Raw genomic sequence first — 20,283 nt, forward strand, 5'->3', positions numbered from 1 at the left:
CCGCGCCCCATGGTTTTCGGCCCGCGGTCCCGTCGGCTTCCAGGCCCGCAGGGCCTGGTCCGTCAGGGGCGCGGCGAACCGCGCGAGAAGCGCCCACCGGACCCGCACCCGCCAACGCACCCCACCCCCCGACCGGGAGCCGCGTCATGACGGTCATCCTCAACCAGTCCTTCACCGGCATCAGCATCGGTGCCGTCCTCCTCCTCATCGCCCTCGGCCTCACCCTGACCTTCGGTCAGATGGGCGTGATCAACATGGCGCACGGCGAGTTCATCATGGCCGGCGCCTACACCACGTACGTGCTCCAGAAGTCCATCAGCGGCGCGGGTCTCTCCCTGCTCCTCGCCCTTCCGCTGGCCTTCCTGGTCGCCGGAGCGATGGGCGCGCTGCTCGAAGGGCTGCTCATCCGGCGGCTCTACACCAGACCCCTGGACACCCTGCTGGTCACCTGGGGCGTCTCCCTGATGCTCCAGCAGCTAGCCCGCGACATCTTCGGCGCCCCGAACGTCCAGACCCGCGCCCCGGACCTGCTCACCGGCAACATCGCGGTCGGCGGCATCACCTTCGCCACCAACCGACTGTTCATCCTCGGTCTCGCGCTGTTCTGCGTCCTCGGTCTCACCCTGATCCTGCGCACGACCCCGCTGGGCCGCCGCATCCGGGCCGTCGTGCAGAACAGGGACCTCGCCGAGGTGTCCGGCATCGCCACCGAGCGCGTGGACCGGACGACGTTCTTCATCGGCTCGGGCCTCGCGGGCGTGGCCGGGGTGGCGCTCACCCTGGTCGGCCCGATCGGCCCGACGATGGGCACCAACTACATCGTCGACGCCTTCCTGGTCGTGGTCGTCGGCGGCGTCGCCCAGCTCAAGGGCAGCGTCATCACCGCCTTCGCGCTCGGCGTCCTGCAGTCCGTGCTGGAGTACTCGACGACGGTCAGCGTCGCCAAGGTCATCGTGCTCGTGGCGATCGTCGCCTTCCTGCAGTGGCGACCCCAGGGCCTGTACACACTGCGCACCCGGAGCCTGGCATGACCACGACCACGCCCTCCCCCGAGAAGACGGCGCCCGTGCCGGAGCCGTCGCCGTCCCTCCTGGACCGCTTCCGCGTCCCCGGCGCCTTTCTCCTCGGCGCCGTCCTGCTGCTCGGCGTCGCCCCGCTCGCCCTGTCCGACTTCCGGCTCAACCTCCTCGCCAAATACCTGTGTTACGCGATCGTGGCGGTCGGCGTGAGCCTCGCCTGGGGCCGCGGTGGGCTGCTCGTCCTCGGCCAGGGCGTCTTCTTCGGCCTCGGCGGCTATGCCATGGCCATGCACCTGAAGCTCGCCGACGCCGCCGACGCCGGCCAGACCCTGCCCGACTTCATGCAGCTGTACGGCACGGGCGACACCCTGCCCTGGTGGTGGCAGCCGTTCGCGAACCCGCTCCTCGCCCTCGCCATGACCGTCCTGCTGCCGATGGCGGTCGCCGCGCTGCTCGGCTTCTTCGTCTTCCGCCGCCGGGTGAAGGGCGCGTACTTCGCGATCCTCAGCCAGGCGCTGGCCGCCGCCCTGGCCATCTGGCTCGTCGGCCAGCAGGCCACCACCGGCGGCACCAACGGCCTCACCGACATGCGGGGCTTCTTCGGGTACGACCTCGACGACCCGGTGAACCAGCGGATGGTGTACTTCGTCATCGCCGCCGTTCTGCTGCTGCTGATGGCCGCCGCCCGCCAGCTGTTCGTCAGCCGTTACGGCGAACTCCTCGTCGCCGTACGGGACTCCGAGGAGCGCGTCCGCTTCCTCGGCTACGACCCCGCCAACGTCAAGCTCGTCGCGTACGTCGTGGCGGCGGGCATGGCCGGCCTCGCGGGCGCCCTGTTCGTCCCGGCGGTCGGCATCATCTCCCCGGCGCTCATCGGCGTCGTCCCGTCCATCGGCTTCGTCATCGGCGCGGCGGTGGGCGGCCGGGCCTCCCTGGTGGGCGCCGTACTCGGCGCGATCGCGGTGGCCTGGGCGCAGAGCACCCTCTCCGACGCCTTCCCCGCCGCGTGGACCTACCTCCAGGGCCTGCTGTTCGTGCTGGCCGTCGGCTTCCTGCCCGGCGGCCTGGCCTCCCTGGCGAGCGTGGTGCGCCGCCGCCGTACCCCCACGGCCGGCCCCGCCGCCACGACCACGATCACGGCTCCGGCCTCGGCCCCGACAGGAGGAACCGCATGAGCGGCGAGGGACTGACGGTCCGCGATCTGCGGGTGACGTTCGACGGCTTCAAGGCCGTCGACGGCGTGGACCTCGACATCCACCCGGGCGACCTGCGCTTCCTCATCGGCCCGAACGGCGCCGGCAAGACCACGCTGGTCGACGCCGTCACGGGTCTGGTGAAGTCCACCGGATCGGTCCGCTTCGGCGGCGAGGAACTCATCGGCAGACCGGTGCACCGGATCGCCCGCAAGGGCATCGGCCGTACGTTCCAGACGGCCACCGTCTTCGAGGAGCTGACCGTCCTGCAGAACCTCGACATCGCGGCGGGCGCCGGACGAGGCCCGCTGACCATGCTCCGGCGCCGCAGGGGCGTACCGGAGGAGGTGACCCGGGCCCTGGAGACCACCGGTCTGACGGAGCTGGCCGACCGCCCCGCGGGTGTGCTCGCCCACGGCCAGAAGCAGTGGCTGGAGATCGGCATGCTGCTCGTCCAGGACGTGAAGCTGCTCCTGCTCGACGAACCGGTCGCCGGTATGAGCCACGACGAACGCGAGGCCACGGGCGAGCTGTTGCGGCGGATCGGCGAGGACCGCACGGTGGTGGTCATCGAGCACGACATGGACTTCGTGCGCTCCTTCGCCCGCAGCGTCACCGTCCTGCACGCCGGCCGGGTCCTCAGCGAGGGCTCCGTCACCGAGGTCCAGGCCGACGCCCGGGTCCAGGAGGTCTACCTCGGCCGCGCGTCGGAGCCCGAGCCCGTGTCGGTGACCGCCACGGAGCCGGTTTCCGCTCCCGTCCCCGTCGCCGAGGAGGCGTGACGACCATGCTGGAGATCAACTCCGTCCGGGCCGGCTATGACCGCACGACCGTGCTGCACGGCGTGAGCGTCTCCGTCCCGGGGGACGGCGTCGCGGCCGTCCTCGGCCACAACGGCGCCGGCAAGAGCACCCTCCTGCGCGCCGCCATGGGTCTGATCAAGCCGAAGGGCGGGACCGTCCTGCTGGACGGCGAGGACATCACCCGTCTCGCCCCGCACCAGCGGGTGGCCCGGGGCATGGCGTACGTCCCGCAGGGCCAGCAGTCCTTCCCGCACCTCACCACCGCCGAGAACCTGCAACTGGTCGCCGACGGCCGCCCGGACGGCAGGGAGGCGGTCGCGGAGGCCCTGGACCTGTTCCCGGTCCTGCGGGAGCTGTCCGGCCGCCGGGCCGGCCTCCTCTCCGGCGGTCAGCGCCAGCAACTCGCCCTCGCCCGCGCGCTGATCACCCGCCCTAGGCTCCTCCTGCTCGACGAGCCGACCGAGGGCATCCAGCCCTCGGTCGTCGCCGAGATCGAGGAGACGATCCTCGCCCTGACCCGCCGGGGCGGCCTCTGCGTCCTCCTCGTCGAACAGCACGTGGGCTTCGCCATGCGGGCGGCCCAGCGGTACTACGTCCTGGAGGCGGGCCGGGTCACCTCCTCGGGAGAAGGGGGGACGGGGGCCGAGCTCACCGTCCGGGCGGCGCTCAGCGTGTGACGGCGCCGGCCGGAGGCGGCCGGACCACGCGCCGCCGCTACCGGGCGTGCAGCCCGTCGGGGAGGTGTCCGTGGCTGTGCCGCCAGCCCGTGGGCACGCGCACGGCGCCCACCAGGTGGGGATGGCCGAGCGGGAGGTCCGCGTGCACGTGGGCCGTCGGCGCGGGGGCCGCGGGGGTCGCGCGAGAGGCGGCCGCCGACGCCGGCGGCCACAGCCGTACGGCCAGCAGCGCCCCGCCCAGGGCGATCGCCCCCAGCGCGAGCACGGCCCGGCCGAGCCCCGCCGCGCCCAGCCACCCGGCCAGTGGGTACGTCAGCAGCCAGCAGCCGTGCGAGAGGGAGAACTGTGCGGCGAACGCGGCCGTACGGTCCCCGGGCGCCACCGAGCGGCGCACCAGCCGCCCGGCCGGAGTGAGCACCGCCGAGGAGGCGGCGCCGAACGCGGCCCAGAGAACGAGCAGGGCGGGCAGCCGCCAACTCCCCTCCCGCGCGGCCGTGACGGCCCCGAGCCCGGCGAAGACGACGGTCAGGGACAGGGCGCCCGGCAGCATCACGGCCCGGTCCGGCACCCTGTCCAGCAGGCGGGGCAGCAGCAGGGCGACGGCCATCGACCCGGCGCCGTACGCCCCGAGCGCCAGCGGGACGGCACTCGCCGACAGGCCGAGCACATCGCGGACGTAGACCACGGAGTTGACCGTCACCGTCGCACCGGCCGCCGCGACCGCGAGGTTCAGGGCGAGCAGGGCCCGCAGCGCGGGGACACCGAGGAAGAGGCGGGTGCCGGCGGTGGCCCTGGCGAACACGCCACCGGTGCGGGGGAGGGGGGCGGCGGCCCGTTCGGGCAGGGCGGTGGAGACCACCAGCGCGGCCGAGGCGAGGAAACCGAGGACGGTGCCGGTGAACAGCCGGTCGTAGGTGACGACGGACAGCAGGGCGGCGGCGAGGGCGGGGGAGAAGAGGCTCTCCAGGTCGTACGCAAGCCGTGACATCGACAGCGCCCGTGTGTAGTCGCGCTCCTCGGGCAGTACGTCGGGGACGACGGCCTGGAACGTGGGGGTGAACGCGGCCGAGGCGGACTGCAGGAGGAACACCAGGACGTACACCTGCCAGACCTCACCGACGAACGGCAGCGACAGCGCGATCCCGGCGCGCACCAGATCCGCCGACACCATGAGCGCCCGGCGCGGCAGCCGGTCGGCGACCGCGCCGACGGCCGGGGCGATCACCACGTACGCCACCATCTTGATCGCCAGGGCCGTCCCGAGGACGGAACCGGCGTCGGCGCCCGCAAGGTCGTAGGCCAGCAGTCCGAGGGCGACGGTCGCGAGACCCGTGCCCACGAGAGCGACGACCTGGGCGGCGAACAGCCGCCGGTAGGCGCGATGACGCAGAACGGCGAGCATGCGAACGGCTCCCCTCGGCGTGGCGTCGGGTGTCGGTACGGCCCAGTGTAACCGTCATGTGCGCACCTGCGCACATGACGGCCTCCGAGCGTGCGACACCCCGTGTCGCCGACGAACCGCCTACGCTGGGGCCATGTCAGAACGCCACGCCGTGTCACCTGCGTCCGGCGCGCATCTGCGCGCCCCCGACAGCGCGCGGCTCGCCGAGGCGACCGGCGTGTTCGCGATGCTCTCCGACGCCACCCGGCTCCATCTGCTGTGGCTGCTCGCCCAGGGCGAGTCGGACGTCGGCTCCCTGGCGGAGCGCTGCGAGGCGTCCCGCACGGCGGTCAGCCAGCATCTGGCGAAACTACGGCTCGCCGGACTGGTGGACACCCGCCGGGAGGGCCGTCACATCCACTACAGCCTCGGCGACGGACATCTGCGCCGCCTGGTCATGGAAGCCCTCAGCCACGCGGACCACAGGGTCAGCGGGCAGGCGCCGCACGACTGAGGACGTCACCTCGCGCCGGTCACCGGCCCGATGGACTCCAGCGTCGGTACGGCCTCCGCGATCGAGCCGTCCGCCGCGAACACCATCCGGTCCAGGGTGGATTCACGGCGGACGCCGTCGCCGCGCGGGGTGCCGGGGCCGGGAACCGCGAACCGGTGGTAGCAGATGAACCAGTCGTCGGTGCCGGGGACGTTCACGACCGTGTGGTGGCCGGTGGCGAGGATGCCGTACCCCGGACGCTTGCGCAGAATGACACCCTGCTTCGTCCACGGGCCGAGCGGTGTGGGCCCGGTGGCGTAGGCGACGCGGTAGTCCTCGCTGCGGGTGTCGTCCTCGGACCACATGAAGTAGTAGACGCCCCGCCGCTTGACGACGAAGGCCCCCTCGCGGAAGCCGTCCGGGGTGAACCGCCGTACCCGCGCCGGGTCGAAGGACACCATGTCCTCGGCGAGAGGTACCCCGTAGGCCTCGCAGTTGCCCCAGTAGAGGTAGGCCGTGCCGTCGTCGTCCACGAAGACGGCCGGGTCGATCATCTGGCCCTCGTAGTCGTCGCGTCCGATGAGCGGCCGGTCGAGCGCGTCCCGGAACGGGCCGGTCGGGCTGTCCGCGACGGCCACGCCGATCTGCTGTTCGGCGCAGAAGTAGAAGTAGTACGACCCGTCGCGCTCCCCGGCGGCCGGCGCCCAGGCACAGCGGTCCGCCCAGCCGACGTCGGACTCCAGGTCGAGGACGACCCCGTGGCCCTGCCAGGTGACCAGGTCGTCGGAGGAGAACACCTCGAACCGTGTCCCGCCCCAGCCCTCGAAACCGTCGGTCGTCGGATAGATGTAGTAACGGCCCCCGAACTCCTGGATGTTGGGGTCGGCGTACAGTCCCGGCAGCAGCGGGCTGCGCATGTGCACGGCCTCGACGGTCCAGGTGCGCGCGGTTCCGTCCGCCGTCGTGACGGTGTACGGCCGCGGGGTGCGGAAGTCGCGCGGGGTGCCGGAGGGCGGATCGATGCGGGCGTCCGCCGACGCGACGAACTCCGGTGCCAGACCGTCGAGTTCGGCGCCCGGATGCAGGGGCAGGACGACCTTCGAGGCGGCGTCGTCCACGATCGCGTAGGCCTTCAGGCCGCCGGGGACGGTGGCGTCGACGACGGACGCCTTCGGCGCGTACGCGGCGAGCAGCCGCTCGTACTCGGCCCGCGTGACCGGCAGCACCGAACCGTGCCGGGCACCGGGCGGCAGCGCGAAGTCCTCGCAGGGGGTCCACCTGCCGGAATCGAGGTCGGAGGTCTCGAAGGGGACGTAGCCGCGCCCGCTGAACTCGTCGACGAACAGGTACCACGTGTTCTCGTCGGTGTTCGACCGGAAGACGATCGGTCCTTCACCCTGCTCGACCGCCCCCTGACCGATCCGGTCGGCCACGAACGCGTACGAGGTGTCGCACAGCCCGGCCGACTTCTCGACGGTGATGAACTTGCCGCCCGGGGTGGCGGGGGAGTTGCCGCGCTCGTCCTTGGTGAAGCGGTAGTACGTGCCGTCGTGGCGGACGACGGTCGAGTCGATGACCGAGTGTCCGGGGTCGTTCCAGACGCGGGGCTCGCCGAAGACGCGGAAGTCGCGGGTGGTCGCGTACAGCATCCTGTTGTGGGTCTCGGCGGTATGGCCGGGATCGTCCTCGGAGTAGAGCTTCGACGCCCAGAAGACGACGTACGCGTCGAGGCCGGGGTCGTGGCAGGCCTCGGGAGCCCAGACGTTGCCGGCGGTGTCGGGGGCGACACGCACGAGACGGTGATCGGTCCAGTGCACCAGGTCGGTGCTGTCCCAGACCATGAGCGAGGTGCTGCCGGTGCGCTGCACCCGGTCCCAGTCGCCGTCGGGCTCGCCGTGCATCCGGAGGTCGGTGGCGATCAGGTGGAACCGGTCGCCCTGCGGTGCGCGGACCACGAACGGATCGCGCAGCCCGCGCGTGCCGAGGTCCGAAGTGAGCACCGGCGCACCGCCGTTCAGCTCGCGCCAGCGCAGGGGATCGTTCCCCCGGCTGAGCGCGAACCTGATCCGCTCGCCGTCCGGGCTGCCCTCGCCGGTGAAGTAGACGAAGACGTATCCGGCGTACTCGTGCAAGCCGACCTCCAGTGCTGCGACCTTTTGACGCTTCCTGTTGGAAACTCGTCGAAGAGTGTTGCCATCTGTGGTGGCGGCGTCAATCGGAACGGGCCTCCGGAGCGGTCCGAAAGTTTCGGCGGCGGTGCGCGGCCCACGCGGTCGTCACCGCTTCCCGGCTTCGCGCCGTAGGGGGCGTCGGCCGGGTGGTGGTCACCCCTCCAGCCGGCGCAGCCGTTCCGCGTCGCAGGTGCGGGGGCAGGTGGAGCAGGCCTCGGCGGGGCGGATCGTGTAGTAGAGACAGCAGCCCACGCGGGTGCGGGTCGGGTGGTCGCGGCCGTCACTCGTACGGAGGGAACGGAAGTCGGCGCCGCCGGGGAAGGGCGCGTGGGCGGTGGGAAGCACCGCGGAGGCGGCGCGGACGCCGGCGGCTTCGTCGCCGCGCGCACGGCCGAGGTACCAGAGGCCGGAGACCAGGTCGTCGGAGACCAGGCCCCACAGCGCACGCGAGCCCCGGCGGACGTACGGGCCCATCGCGTCCAGCACCGGGCCCATGTGGTCCGCGACGGCGGCCCGCAACCCGGCGCGCAAGGCCTCCTCGTGGGGCACCGCACGGGCACCGGGCAGGACCGCCACCGGGTCGTCCGGCAGGCAGACGAGTCCGGCGCCGGGCCGCACCTCGAACATGCCCGTCGCGAGGTCGACCCGTATGTCGTCGGGGGCGATACGGGGTACGCGCCGCTCCAGGTACCAGACTCCGCTCATCAGCAGGCCGACCGACCATGCGTAGTCGTGCAGGGCGCGGGAGGCGGCGACATGCCGGGGCGCGGAGTGGTCGTAGCGGTCCTGGATGCGGGCGGTCTCCGCGTCGACGAACGCCTCGACGGCATGCTGACCGTCCATCAGCCCGACGGTGGGCGTGCCGATCCGGGGTGAGAGCGGGCCGGAGGGCGGCCGTTGCCGGTCGGCCGGGCGGCCGGATTCCGCCACGCGCACGGCCAGGGCTTCGCACTCCGCGTCCAGACGGCGGTAGGCGGCGGCGAGGAGTTCCGGGACGGGCGTGGCGGTGTCGGCCTGGGTGTTCTCCAGGTGGACCACGGTCATCGGTCACTCCAGAGCGTGAAGGGGGTTTGGCGGTCGGGGTAGGTGAGGCTTACCTTATCCACAAGATCGCGTAGCGATGACCAGACTCACCCCGAGGAGATCGACCGGGCCGACGCCGACCTGATCTTCGACACATCCGCCGGCACACCGCACAGGAGTCGGCGGAAGCGGATCACCTCCCACCCCGTCCTTCCCGGCACGAGACCCGGATGCCCGGATGCCCGGCAGTCGGCTTCCGGACGTCCGGGCGGCCCGGGTGGCCGGGAGAGGCCCGCCGCCGTTCCGAGGACCACCGGCGCAGGGCTGCCCGAGCAGTGACTGCCATGTGCCCGGGGCGGCCCCCACCGCGAGCCGGGCCCGTCCCGCCGACACCCCACCCGCCAGCGGAAGTTGTGCACCACCCGATGCGTCTGTACCTGCTCGCCCTGAACCCCACCGACTCCGTCACCGAGGGCTTCCTGCCCGCCGCGGCCCGGCTCGGCCTGCACGTCACCGTCCTCACCGACCAGCCCGACGCCCATCGCGCCGCGTACCCCGAGACCGAGATCCTGGAGTGCGACGTACGGGACCACCGTGCCGTCGTCACCCGGATCTCCACCCATCACCGGCCCGACGCGGTCTTCACCAACAGCGACCACCTGCAGACTCAGGCCGCCCTCGCCGCCCACTACTTCGGACTCCCCGGCAAGGACTGGCGGGCCACCCTGCGCGCGAAGGACAAGGGCGAGATGCGCCGCCGTCTGGCCGCCGCCGGCGCGGACACCGTCTGGTCCGCCGAGGTCGGTGACCCGGCCGGCCTCACCGGCCCGCTCGTCGCCGACGCCCCCTATCCCTGTGTCGTCAAACCCCGCGAAGGAGTCGCCAGCGAGGACGTCGTGCTCGTGACCGGCGCGGGGGACCTCGTGGCCCGCGGCAAGGAGATCCTGGCCCGGCGTCCGGGCGCCACCCTCGTCGTCGAGGAGTACCTGCCCGGCGAGCTGTACACCCTGGAGACCCTCGGCGACGGCCGGATCCGTCATGTCATCGGCGGCTTCCACACCACACTGTCCCCGTTGCCGTACTTCGTCGAGGAGCGGCTGACCTTCGTCCCGGCCCACCCCGAACCGGTCGTCGCGCAGATCCTCGCCCAACTCGACGCGCTCGGCGTCGGGTTCGGTGCCTGCCACACCGAGTTCGTGGTCCACGACGGCCGGGCCCGCATCATCGAGGTCAACTACCGTGCCATCGGCGACCAGTGCGACCTGCTGCTCGCGCGGCTCCTGGACCTGCCGCTCTTCGACCACATCCTCCGCACCCACCTCGGCGAGCCACTGCCCGCCGACCTGGGCATCGGACGCGAGGGCGCGGCCCGCCTGGACTACCCCTGCGCCGACCGGGCCGGCACCCTCGTCGCCGCACCCGGCCCGACCGAACTCGACGTCGACGGCGTACATCTGACCTACCGTCCGCTGCGCCGGACCGGCGAACACCACGACCTGTACCGGACCAACCGCGACTACCTCGGCGTCCTCCACGCCACCGGCACCTCCCAGGAGACCGTCGACCGGGTCGCGGCGGACTTCCTCGCCGCCCAGCGCTGGGAGATCCAGCCATGAACACCGCCACCCACCTCACGCCCGCCGCCACCGAGCACGCGCCCGCCGCTACCGAGCACGGGCCCCCCGAGAGCGCTCACGCGCCCGCCGCCCGCCCCACCTCCGACGCCCCCGCGCACACCGCCGAAGCGGCACTCCTCACCCGCGTGCTCGGCGCCCTGCTCCGCGAGGACGTCGTCGGCCTGCGCTCCCGCAGCACCCTCGTGCACCACCCCGACGGCCCCTGGCTCCGCCTGCCCGCCGCTGCCGACGCCCTCCTGATGCCTGTCGCCGAGGACGGCTTCCAGCACACCCACGCCGCCCGACTGCCGCTGCTCGTCCGGGAGTCGGACGGCACGCGCCTCGTCACCTGCGGCTCCGTCCTCGCCGCGCTGCGCGACCTCGCCGAGCCCGTCGACCGCGCCGGCTTCGACGCCTTCGCCGAGGAGTGCCGCCAGACCCTCGCCACGATGTTGCTGCACGAGGCGACGGCGCAGGAGACCGCGGACGGCCTCACCGACCTGTACGGCGCCGACCCCGCCGACTGGACGGGCCTGCGCGCCGGCCTCGCCTACGACACCCTCGCCGCCCGCCTCGACCACCCGGTCTACCCGACGGCACGCGGCCGCTCCGGCCTCGACGAGGAACAACTGCGGCTCTACGCGCCGGAGTTCCACCCGAGCTTCCCGCTTCGGTGGCTCGCCCTGCCCCGGGAGTCCGTCTCCGTGACCGGGGACCTCCCCGACGGCTGGCCCACCCCCTCCGGGCTCGGTCTCGCCGGCCTCGACCCCACCCATGTCACCCTGCCCGTGCACCCGTCGACCGTCGGCGCGCCTCTCGACGCGGCCCTGCGCGAGGCGGGACTCGCCGGCCGTGCCGTACTCGCCGACCGGCCGTACCTCTCGGTCGTCCCCACCCTGTCGATGCGTACGGTCGCCCCGGCCGCCGCTCCCGCGCTGCACCTCAAACTGCCGCTGGCGACCGCCACCCTGGGCCTGCGCAACAAGCGGTCCATCAAGCCCGGCACGCTCGCCGACGGCGCCGCCGGACAGCGGCTGCTGGCGGCGGTGACCGACCGCGAGCCCCGCTTCCGGGGCCGGGTGCTGCACGCCGACGAGTCGGTGTACGCGCACGCCGGTCACGAGATGCTCGCCGTGCTGTGCCGCCGCCTCCCGGCGGACCTCGACGACGCGGCCGTCGTCCCCATGGCCGCCCTCCTCGCCCCGGCACCCGGCGGGCGACTGGTCCTCGACCACCTCGCCGACCGCTTCCACGGCGGTGACCCGATCGCGCTGCTGGACGCCGTGCTCACCCTGCTGTTCGACTGGCAGACCACGCTCTTCGGCTACGGCATCGCGCTGGAGTCGCACCAGCAGAACGTCTCCCTGGTCCTCGGCCCCGCCCCCGCCGAGCTGCGGTTGCTGCTGAAGGACAACGACGGTCCGCGCGTCGACCGCGTCCGCCTGGCCGCCGCGTTCGGCGCACGCGAAGGGGAGGGCGGCGGCACCTGGGGCTTCGACGACGCCCGCACCTTCACCCCCGACGACCGCGCGGTGACCGATGTCTTCACCACCATCACGGTCCACCTGTGCGCCGGGGCCTACGCGTTCGGCCTCGCCCGGCACGGCCGCGCCCCGCTGCCGGAACTGCTGAGCCTCGTACGGGAGCGGCTCGCCGAGGCCGTCAACCGCCTCGGCGGTGACGCGGCGGCCGTACTGCGCGCGCGGGTGCTGCACGCCCCCGAGCTGCCGGTGAAGGCGATGGTGACCGCCGGGACCCTGCTGAGCAAGGAGCGGTCGGGCGCCGCCGACATCAACAAGCACTACACCACCGGCCCCAACTACCTGCTCAGGCCGTCGCCGTCGCCGCCGGAGTGACCGCCCCGCCCCCACGTCCGCGTACCCGCTGGAGCCACCGCATGCCCCCGCTCACCGACTCGCTCGGTACCACCCGTCTCCCCACCGCCGACGACGCCGTCGCCCACACCCTCCTGAACTGTCTGCTGCGCGAGGTGTCGGGCCCCGAACACCAGACCGCCGTCAGTGACGGCCACCTCCTGCTGCGCCTGCCCCGCCGCGGCCTCCTCCTCCGGGTGGCCCTGCGCCGCACCTCCCTTCTGGGCGCCCACCGCTTCACCGGCCCCGTCCACGAGCGGTCCGACACCGGCTGGACGCGGCTGGACTGGCGCCGCCTCGCCGAGTACACGCACGACGAACTGTCCCTGCGCACCGGCGTCCGCAACCCCGAGTTCCTGCACCAGGTCGACTCCGGTCACCGCACCCTCGCCACCACACTCAGTGCCCGCGAGACCGGCACACACCTCCCGCACGGGCGCCCGGACTATCTCGCCTCCGAGCAGTCCCTGCTGTTCGGCCACCGCTTCCACCCCACTCCCAAGGCCCGCACCGGCGACACCGAGGCATGGCAGTCGTACGCCCCCGAGGCCGGCGCCTCCTTCCCGCTGCGCCGCCTCGCCGTCCGCGACCACCTCATCGCCGAGGAGAGCGCCGAGGCGGGGGCCACCGACGTGCTCGACCGGGACCCCGGCGACGTCCCCGGGGGCTACCGCCCGCTGCCCGCCCACCCCTGGCAGTACGAGATGCTGCGCGGACACCGGCTGCTGCGTGCGGCGCTGGGCCGCGGCGACATCCTCGACCTGGGCCCCGGCGGCCGGGAGTACGCGGCCACCGCCTCCGTCCGCACCCTCTTCGACGGTGACGCCTTCCTGAAGTTCAGCCTCAACGTCCGTATCACCAACTGCGTTCGCAAGAACGCCAGTTACGAACTCTCCGGCGCCGTCGCCCTCACCCGCCTCCTCGCCCCGGTCCTCACCGACCTGGAGAGCCGCTTCCCCGGCAGCGCGATGCTCCGCGAACCCGCCTACCGCAGCCTCGCCGTCCCCGGCCCCGACGGCGCCCCCGACCGGGCCCTCCTCGAAGGCTTCGGTGTGATCGTCCGCGAAGGCCTGTCCCGGCGCCTGCTGCCCGGCACCACCCCGCTGCTCGCGGCCGCCGTCGCCGACGAGTACCCGACCAGCGCCGCCCACATCTCCCGCCTTCTCGACGGTACCGGCCCCGAGACCGCCCTGACCTGGTGGAGGTCCTACCTCCGCCTCCTCCTGCCGCCGGTCCTCGCCGCCTATTTCGACCACGGGCTCGTCCTCGAACCCCACCTCCAGAACGTCCTCGTCTGCGTCGACACCGACGGCATGCCCGCCCAGGTCCTCTTCCGCGACCTGGAGGGCGCCAAGCTCGTCCCCGACCACCACACCGACGCCCTCGCGGCCCTCCCGCCCGAGGTCGCCGGCCCGATGTCGTACGACGCCCGGCGCGGCTGGGACCGCGTCGTGTACTGCCTCCTCGTCAACCACGTCGCCGAGCTCCTCGCCGCCCTCGCCGACCTGCACCCCGGGACCGAGCGCGACCTGTGGGCGGCCGTTCGCGCGACCCTGCGGACCCACGCCGACGAGGAGGGCTGCCCGCCCCTTCTCTCCGCCCTCCTCGCCGGGGACCCGCTCCCCGCCAAGGCCAATCTGCTCACCCGCTGGGAGCGCAGGGCCGACCGCGAGGCCGGCTACGTCCGCCTGCCCTCCCCCCTCGCCGAGGACGTCCTGCGCCGGGGCGCCCGATGATCCAGGAGCCGTCGATGACCCTGCCCACCCCCGCCGTACGCGACCGTGTCCTGTCCCTGCCGTCCACCCGACTCCCCGCCTACGTGTACGACCTGACGGCGCTGCGCGACCACGCCGCGCAGGTGCGGGCCGCCCTCCCCGACCGGGTCGAGCTGTACTACGCGGCCAAGGCCAACCCCGAGCCGGAGATCCTGGCCGCGCTCGGTCCGTACGTCGACGGCTACGAGGTGTCCTCCGGCGGTGAACTCGCCCACGTGGCGCGGGCCGTACCGGACAGAGCGCTGGCTTTCGGCGGCCCCGGCAAGACCCCGGACGAGATCCGGACCGCCCTGGAGCGGGGCGTCGCGCGCTTCCACGTCGAGAGCGAGCACGAGCTGCGGATGCTCGGCGAGCTGGCACGCCGGGTGGCACCGGCCGGGCCCGTCGGGGTACTGCTCCGCTTCAACCTCGCGGTGGCGGACGGCTCGCTCGCGGGCAGCTCACTCGCGATGGGCGGCCGGCCCACCCCCTTCGGCCTGGACCCGACCCGGGCGGCGGACGTACTGCGCCCGCTCACCGACGGCACCTACCCGCACCTCGAACCGCTGGGCGTCCACGCCCACCTGGCGAGCGGGCTCGACGCCCCCGAACTGCTCCTCCTCGCCCGCTCGATCGTCGAATGGGCGACGGCACTGGACGTACCGCCGCGCGAGGTGAACGTCGGCGGCGGCATGGCCGTCGACTACACGAGCCCCGAGAGCCGATTCGACTGGAAGCAGTACGGCGAAGGCCTCGCCCGGCTCGCCGACAAGCACCCGGAACTGACACTGCGCATCGAACCCGGGCGGGCCCTCACCGCCTACTGCGGCTGGTACGCCACCGAGGTGCTCGACGTGAAGCACAGCCACGGGGAGGAGTTCGCCGTGGTCAGGGGCGGCACCCACCATCTGCGCACCCCGGCGACCAAGGGCCACGACCAGCCGTGCTCGGTGCTGCCGGTGGCGCGGTGGCCGCACTCGTGGCCGCGCCCGGCGGCACAGGGGGAGCGCGTCAGCCTCGCCGGGCAGCTGTGCACCCCGAAGGACCTCCTCGCGCGCCGGGTGCACGCGCCGGGGCTGCGGGCGGGGGACCGGGTCGCCTTCGCCCTCGCGGGCGCCTACGCCTGGAACATCTCGCACCACGACTTCCTGATGCACCCCCACCCTGGCTTCCACTTCGTCGCCTGACTCCCGTTCGCCCCGCCAGGCAACCCGATCGCCCGCCCGGCCCCTCTGGTGGAGTGTGACCGTTGACAGGCGGGCAGGCCGGGCGCAGACTCATGCGCACAACATAGTGAAGCAAATTTCACCTGACGAACAAGCTCGGGACCCGGGGACGGGACGCGGCTCGTCCTCAACGACGAGGAGTACTCAATGCACACCACTGTCGGCATCATCGGCGGCGGCCCGGCAGGGCTGCTGCTGGCCCGTCTGCTGCACAACGCGGGAATCGACAGTGTGGTTCTGGAACGCAAGGACCGCGCCTACGTCGAGCAGCGCCAGCGCGCCGGAATCCTGGAGCAGGCCACCGTCGACGTGCTGCGCTCGGCCGGCGCGGGGGCCCGGCTGGACGCCGAGGGCATCCCTCACGACGGCATCGAACTGCGCTTCGACGGCCGCGCCCACCGCGTCGACTTCCCCGAACTGACCGGCGGGCGCCGGGTGTGGGTCTACGCCCAGACCGAGGTCGTCAAGGACCTCATCGCCCTCCAGCTCACCGGCGGCGGCCCCCTGCTGTTCGAGGCCGAGGTGCACGCGGTGGAGGGCGCCGACAGCGACCGCCCGTCGATCCGTTACACCCACGAGGGCCGCGAGCAGGTCCTGACCTGCGACTACGTGGTCGGCTGCGACGGCTTCCACGGTGTGGCCCGCGACGCCGTCCCGGCCGGCGTGCGCACGACGTACGAGCGGACCTACCCCTACTCCTGGCTGGGCATCCTCGCCGACGCCCCGCCCGTCTACGACGAGCTGATCTACGCCCACTCCGAGCGCGGCTTCGCGCTGGCGAGCATGCGGTCGCCGTCCGTGAGCCGCCTCTACCTCCAGGTCCCGAACGGCACGGACCCGGCCGACTGGTCCGACGAGCGCATCTGGGACGAGCTGGACGCCCGCCTCGCGCTCACCGCCCACCCCGGCTGGCGGCTCAAGCGCGGGCCCGTCACCTCCAAGGCCGTCCTCCCGATGCGCAGCCACGTCACGGAGCCGATGCGCTACGGCCGGGTGTTCCTGGCCGGCGACGCCGCGCACATCGTGCCGCCCACCGGCGCCAAGGGGCTGAACCTGGCCGCCACCGACGTCATCGTGCTGGCCCGCGCCTTCGCCCGGCTCAGGGAGACCGGGGCGACCGAGCTGCTCGACGCCTACTCGGACACCTGTCTGCGCCGGGTCTGGCGGGCCGAGCACTTCTCCTACTTCATGACCACGACCCTGCACGCGGACCCGGACCAGTCCCCGTTCGAGACCAGGCTCCAGCTCTCGCAGCTCGACCGGGTCGCCACCTCGCGCCACGCGGCGACCGAACTGGCGGAGAACTACACGGGGCTGTCGCTGGAGGCCGATTCCTGACCGGGCGGTGGCGAGCGCTCGGCGGTGGGCATCGCCGGCGCGACCGCGCGAACGCCGAGGGGCGTGGCGTCGAACGAATCTGTTCGACGCCACGCCCCTCGGCGTTCGCTGGGGGTCGTCAGTGCGCGCCCAGGCCGCCACTGCCGAAGCCGCCGCTGCTGTTCTTGCTCCAGCGGGGCCGCTCCTTGTCCGGGCTCGGCCGGGTCCCCTGGTTGCCGTGCACCTCGTAGGGCGTCAGCCGGCGGTCGCTCTGGGGGATCTCGTCTGGCTCGCGGTTCAGCTGCTCCTCACGGACGGGGCCGCCCTCGGGGATTTGGGGCTGCTCGTCGGGGCGCGGTCGGCGCGGCTCACGAGCGCGTACGCGGGCGCCCAGCCACAGGGCGCCGATGAGCATGGCGACCACCACGAGGCCTGCCACGAACGGGGCGGCACCGGCCAGTACGCTTCGTTCTGCGGCTATATCAGTCCATTCCATGTTCATAAGGGATGAATACCCCCAATATGTCGAGTGAACCGGTCCGCTTCGAACGGCTCGTGCCCGGGTGCCCTGTCCGGACTCCCGGAAACGGACCCCCCGAACCGCGTCCCGGGCGGATCCCGGTGGCCCGTGTTTGGTGCGAGGGGCACCGGCTACCCGCCCGGGGTGACCACGACGACGACATCCCAGCAGGAACTCATCCAATTCCTCGAGGACCGCTTCGCCTGTGCGCAGGCGTGCACCGAATGCGCACGGGCGTGCGCGCTACGGGCGAGCCTCGCCGATCCCGACGGGCCCGAGGCTCAGGAGAAGATGCGCCGCAAGGCCATCATGTGCGCGGAGGTGTGCGACGCCACGTGCCGGGCGCTCTCGGAGGAGGCCAACCTCGACGAGGCGGGCATCCGCCTCCAGGTGGAGTGGTGCCGCACCGTCGCCCTGGAGTGCGCACGCGTCTTCGACGATTCTCCCGGAGCCCACGACGGCGCCAAGGCCTGCCGGGAGTGCGCCCAGGCCTGCACGGACTTCCTCACCACCCTCCGCTGAGCACCCGGGTGGCGGAAATGGCCCCCGCCTCCGCTCTTCCCCATTACTGGAACACGTTCTAGCGTGTGCGCCGTCAGGTCGGCCTTGGGGAGCCTGGAGGCGCCGTGCACCTCGAATACACGCCCGAGCAGCAGCGGTTGCGCACCGAACTGCGCGCCTACTTCGCCGAGTTGGTCCCGGAGGGCGCCTACACCCGGCACGCCGACCCGGCGGCGCAGAAGCGCTTCTACCGTGCGACCATCCGCCGCCTCGGCGCCGACGGCCGGCTCGGCGCGGGCTGGCCGGAGGAGTACGGCGGACGCGGCCTGACCGCGATCGAGCAGTTCATCTTCTTCGACGAGGCCGCCCAGGCGGGTGTCCCGCTGCCACTGATGGCGCTCAACACGGTCGGCCCGACGATCATGCAGTTCGGCACCGAGGAACAGAAGTCGTACTTCCTGCCGCGGATCCTGTCCGGCGAACTCGACTTCGCCATCGGCTACAGCGAGCCCGACGCGGGCACCGACCTGGCCGCGCTGAAGACCCGCGCGGTCCGGGACGGCGACCACTACGTCGTCAACGGACAGAAGATCTGGACGACCAACGGCGACACGGCCGACTGGGTGTGGCTCGCGGTGCGCACCGACCCCGACGCCCCGCCCCACAAGGGCATCACGATGCTCCTCGTCCCCACCTCGGAACCCGGCTACTCCTGCACCCTCATCAACACCCTCGCCTCGCACGACACCACCGCCAGCTACTACGAGAACATCCGCGTCCCCGTCTCCCGCCGCGTGGGAGAGGAGAACAAGGGCTGGCGGCTGATCACCAACCAGCTCAACCACGAGCGCGTCACCCTCGCCGCCCACGGCACGATGGCCATCCGCTCGCTGCACAACGTCCAGCGCTGGGCCATGGAGACCAAGCTCGCCGACGGCCGCCGTGTCATCGACCTGCCCTGGGTCCGCCGCCGCCTCGCCCAGACGCATACCCGGCTCGACGCCCTCAAGCTCCTCAACTGGCGCATGGTCAGCGCCCTCCAGGAGGGCACCCTCACCCCGCAGGACGCCTCCGCCGTCAAGGTCTACGGCTCCGAGGCCCGCCGAGACGCCTACGCCTGGCTCATGGAGATCGTCGCCGCCGCCGGCGCGCTCAAGGAGGGCTCCGCGGGCACCGTCCTGCACGGCGAACTCGAACGCGGCTACCGCTCGGCCGTCATCTTCACCTTCGGCGGCGGCAACAACGAGATCCAGCGCGAGATCATCTCGTGGATCGGCCTCGGGATGCCCAGGGTGCGACGCTAGCCGCTTGTGACGAGGATTTTCAGTTGGCACAAAAGAGGGATAGTTGGCATCAAGATCACCGAGATTTCTCAGAGGTGAAGGCGCATCACTTCGATGCACCTGGCTCGGGCCGCGTTCGATCGGTCCCGGGGGTACGGGACTCCGAGATTCATTCCGCTGTCTGTGTCGATCGGTGGCTGCTGCCAGGCGAGGCTCATCTGAGCGCCGGCTTCCGCTCGCGCCGTGGCCACGAGGGTTGCGTAGGGGCCCGCGACGGTTGTGGCCTCGATCTGGAGCAGCCGAACGTCCCGCACGGCAGGCCGACCGACCCAGGCACCGGCCCGGGCGGGCGCCTAAGGTCGTGTATGTGACCGCCCCGTGGGAGGAGGCCCTTGTGGAAATCATCGCGTACGGAGTTCTGGCCGATGAACAGCCACTTCTGCGGGACGCCTTCGCCAGGGCGTTCGCCGACCGCCACGAACTGCGCTGCCTGGACCTGTTCCTGAACCGGGACACCGTCCCGATCGCGGCAGGCCATGAGGTCGTGCTCAGCAGCGTGAACGACACCCTCGACGCCGAGGTGCTGCGCCACCTGGCCAAGCACGGCACCAAACTGATCGCCCAGCGGTCCACCGGCTACAACAACATCGACCTGGCCACAGCCCGGGAACGGGGACTGACGGTGGCCCGGGTGTCGTACTACTCGCCCTACTCGGTCGCCGAGTTCGCCTGGGCACTCGCCCTGGCCGTGGGCCGCCGGATCGTACGGGCCGCGCACCGAACCCGCGAGTTCGACTTCCGGCTCGACGGGCTCATGGGCCGCGACCTGCACGGCCGCACCGCCGGGGTGATGGGCACCGGCAAGATCGGTACGGCGTTCGCCCGCATTGCCCACGGCTTCGGCATGCGACTGCTCGGCTGGGACATCGCGGAGAACGCCGACTGCCTGGCCCTCGGCATGGAATACGTCCCCCGCGAACGCCTGTTCGCCGACTCCGACCTGATCAGCCTGCACGTACCGCTGCTGCCGGACACCCACCACCTCGTGGACGCCAAGGCCCTCGCCCTGATGAAGGACGACGCGGTCCTGGTCAACTCCAGCCGCGGCGGGCTGGTCGACACCGACGCCTTGTTGGCCACCCTGCGCGTCGGCCGCCTCAGCGGGGTGGGCCTGGACGTGTACGAGGAGGAGGCCGGGGTCTTCTTCCTCGACAAGTCCCTGGAAGTGATGACCGACGAACGCCTGGCCCGGCTGATGACTCTCCCCAACGTGCTGGTCACCTCACACCAGGCGTACTTCACCCGGGACGCCGTCGGCCAGATCGCCGAGACCACAGTGAGCAACATCCAGGACTACTTCGCCGACCGCACGAGCGGCAACACGCTCATCCATCCGGGATCCGGATGAGACGGACGGACGGCATCGGCGGCC

17 protein-coding genes are annotated in these 20,283 nt (G+C 72.4%); 13 read left to right on the forward strand and 4 right to left on the reverse strand.

The window, feature by feature from the left end:
- The first annotated feature begins 146 nt into the window (after window positions 1–146).
- Genes urtB through urtE form a run of 4 tightly spaced genes read left to right on the forward strand, consistent with a single transcriptional unit; the run spans window position 147 to window position 3,692 of the window.
- On the forward strand, window positions 147–1,031 hold the full coding sequence (gene urtB / locus STRBO_RS0119960) for an urea ABC transporter permease subunit UrtB (protein ID WP_005474507.1): 885 nt from the start codon (window positions 147–149) through the stop codon (window positions 1,029–1,031).
- The gene (urtC, locus tag STRBO_RS0119965) at window positions 1,028–2,194 is read left to right on the forward strand and encodes an urea ABC transporter permease subunit UrtC (protein WP_005474503.1); all 1,167 of its coding nucleotides are present in this window, start codon (window positions 1,028–1,030) and stop codon (window positions 2,192–2,194) included. The genes urtB and urtC overlap by 4 nt, the downstream gene beginning before the upstream one ends.
- On the forward strand, window positions 2,191–2,994 hold the full coding sequence (gene urtD, locus STRBO_RS0119970) for an urea ABC transporter ATP-binding protein UrtD (RefSeq protein ID WP_005474501.1): 804 nt from the start codon (window positions 2,191–2,193) through the stop codon (window positions 2,992–2,994). The genes urtC and urtD overlap by 4 nt, the downstream gene beginning before the upstream one ends.
- Window positions 2,995–2,999: 5 nt before the next feature.
- The gene (gene urtE / locus STRBO_RS0119975) at window positions 3,000–3,692 is read left to right on the forward strand and encodes an urea ABC transporter ATP-binding subunit UrtE (RefSeq protein WP_028796758.1); all 693 of its coding nucleotides are present in this window, start codon (window positions 3,000–3,002) and stop codon (window positions 3,690–3,692) included.
- A 37-nt stretch (window positions 3,693–3,729) separates the two neighbouring features.
- Here the strand turns inward: urtE and STRBO_RS0119980 are convergent, their stop codons facing one another.
- Window positions 3,730–5,094, reverse strand: coding sequence for an MFS transporter (locus STRBO_RS0119980; protein WP_005474499.1), 1,365 nt, complete (start codon window positions 5,092–5,094; stop codon window positions 3,730–3,732).
- 133 nt (window positions 5,095–5,227) lie between these two features.
- Here STRBO_RS0119980 and STRBO_RS0119985 point away from each other — a divergent pair, with 133 nt between their 5' ends.
- Window positions 5,228–5,587, forward strand: coding sequence for an ArsR/SmtB family transcription factor (locus tag STRBO_RS0119985; protein WP_020114665.1), 360 nt, complete (start codon window positions 5,228–5,230; stop codon window positions 5,585–5,587).
- Window positions 5,588–5,592: 5 nt separating this feature from the next.
- Here the strand turns inward: STRBO_RS0119985 and STRBO_RS0119990 are convergent, their stop codons facing one another.
- A complete protein-coding gene (locus STRBO_RS0119990; protein ID WP_005474497.1) occupies window positions 5,593–7,698 on the reverse strand; it encodes a glycoside hydrolase family 43 protein in 2,106 nt (701 codons plus the stop codon).
- Window positions 7,699–7,890: 192 nt separating this feature from the next.
- Window positions 7,891–8,781, reverse strand: coding sequence for a (2Fe-2S)-binding protein (locus tag STRBO_RS0119995; RefSeq protein ID WP_005474495.1), 891 nt, complete (start codon window positions 8,779–8,781; stop codon window positions 7,891–7,893).
- A gap of 404 nt (window positions 8,782–9,185) precedes the next feature.
- Here STRBO_RS0119995 and STRBO_RS0120000 point away from each other — a divergent pair, with 404 nt between their 5' ends.
- From STRBO_RS0120000 to STRBO_RS0120020, 5 genes are all read left to right on the forward strand, one after another.
- Window positions 9,186–10,376, forward strand: coding sequence for an ATP-grasp domain-containing protein (locus STRBO_RS0120000; protein ID WP_005474493.1), 1,191 nt, complete (start codon window positions 9,186–9,188; stop codon window positions 10,374–10,376).
- Window positions 10,373–12,232 (forward strand): IucA/IucC family protein, encoded by a 1,860-nt coding sequence (locus tag STRBO_RS0120005; protein ID WP_005474491.1) that lies wholly within the window; start codon window positions 10,373–10,375, stop codon window positions 12,230–12,232. Before STRBO_RS0120000 ends, STRBO_RS0120005 begins: the two co-directional genes overlap by 4 nt.
- 41 nt (window positions 12,233–12,273) lie before the next feature.
- Complete coding sequence (locus tag STRBO_RS0120010) at window positions 12,274–13,986, forward strand: IucA/IucC family protein (RefSeq protein WP_005474490.1); 1,713 nt, start codon at window positions 12,274–12,276, stop codon at window positions 13,984–13,986.
- Between the two features lie 14 nt (window positions 13,987–14,000).
- A complete protein-coding gene (locus STRBO_RS0120015) occupies window positions 14,001–15,191 on the forward strand; it encodes a type III PLP-dependent enzyme (protein ID WP_202499404.1) in 1,191 nt (396 codons plus the stop codon).
- Window positions 15,192–15,377: 186 nt separating this feature from the next.
- The gene (locus tag STRBO_RS0120020) at window positions 15,378–16,568 is read left to right on the forward strand and encodes a 4-hydroxybenzoate 3-monooxygenase (RefSeq protein WP_005474488.1); all 1,191 of its coding nucleotides are present in this window, start codon (window positions 15,378–15,380) and stop codon (window positions 16,566–16,568) included.
- A 118-nt stretch (window positions 16,569–16,686) separates the two neighbouring features.
- Here STRBO_RS0120020 and STRBO_RS0120025 read toward each other — a convergent pair whose 3' ends face one another.
- On the reverse strand, window positions 16,687–17,049 hold the full coding sequence (locus STRBO_RS0120025) for a DUF6479 family protein (protein WP_005474487.1): 363 nt from the start codon (window positions 17,047–17,049) through the stop codon (window positions 16,687–16,689).
- A 162-nt stretch (window positions 17,050–17,211) separates the two neighbouring features.
- Between STRBO_RS0120025 and STRBO_RS0120030 the strand changes: the two genes are divergently transcribed.
- From STRBO_RS0120030 to STRBO_RS0120040, 3 genes are all read left to right on the forward strand, one after another.
- Entirely contained in the window at window positions 17,212–17,589 is a 378-nt protein-coding gene (locus STRBO_RS0120030) for a four-helix bundle copper-binding protein (protein WP_005474486.1), read from the forward strand.
- A 104-nt stretch (window positions 17,590–17,693) separates the two neighbouring features.
- Window positions 17,694–18,872, forward strand: a complete 1,179-nt coding sequence (locus STRBO_RS0120035; protein ID WP_005474485.1) for an acyl-CoA dehydrogenase family protein — start codon at window positions 17,694–17,696, stop codon at window positions 18,870–18,872.
- 373 nt (window positions 18,873–19,245) lie between these two features.
- A complete protein-coding gene (locus tag STRBO_RS0120040; protein ID WP_020114668.1) occupies window positions 19,246–20,259 on the forward strand; it encodes a 2-hydroxyacid dehydrogenase in 1,014 nt (337 codons plus the stop codon).
- Window positions 20,260–20,283: the final 24 nt, after the last annotated feature.

Source organism: Streptomyces bottropensis ATCC 25435 (assembly GCF_000383595.1).
Classification (GTDB): Bacteria; Actinomycetota; Actinomycetes; order Streptomycetales; family Streptomycetaceae; genus Streptomyces; species Streptomyces bottropensis.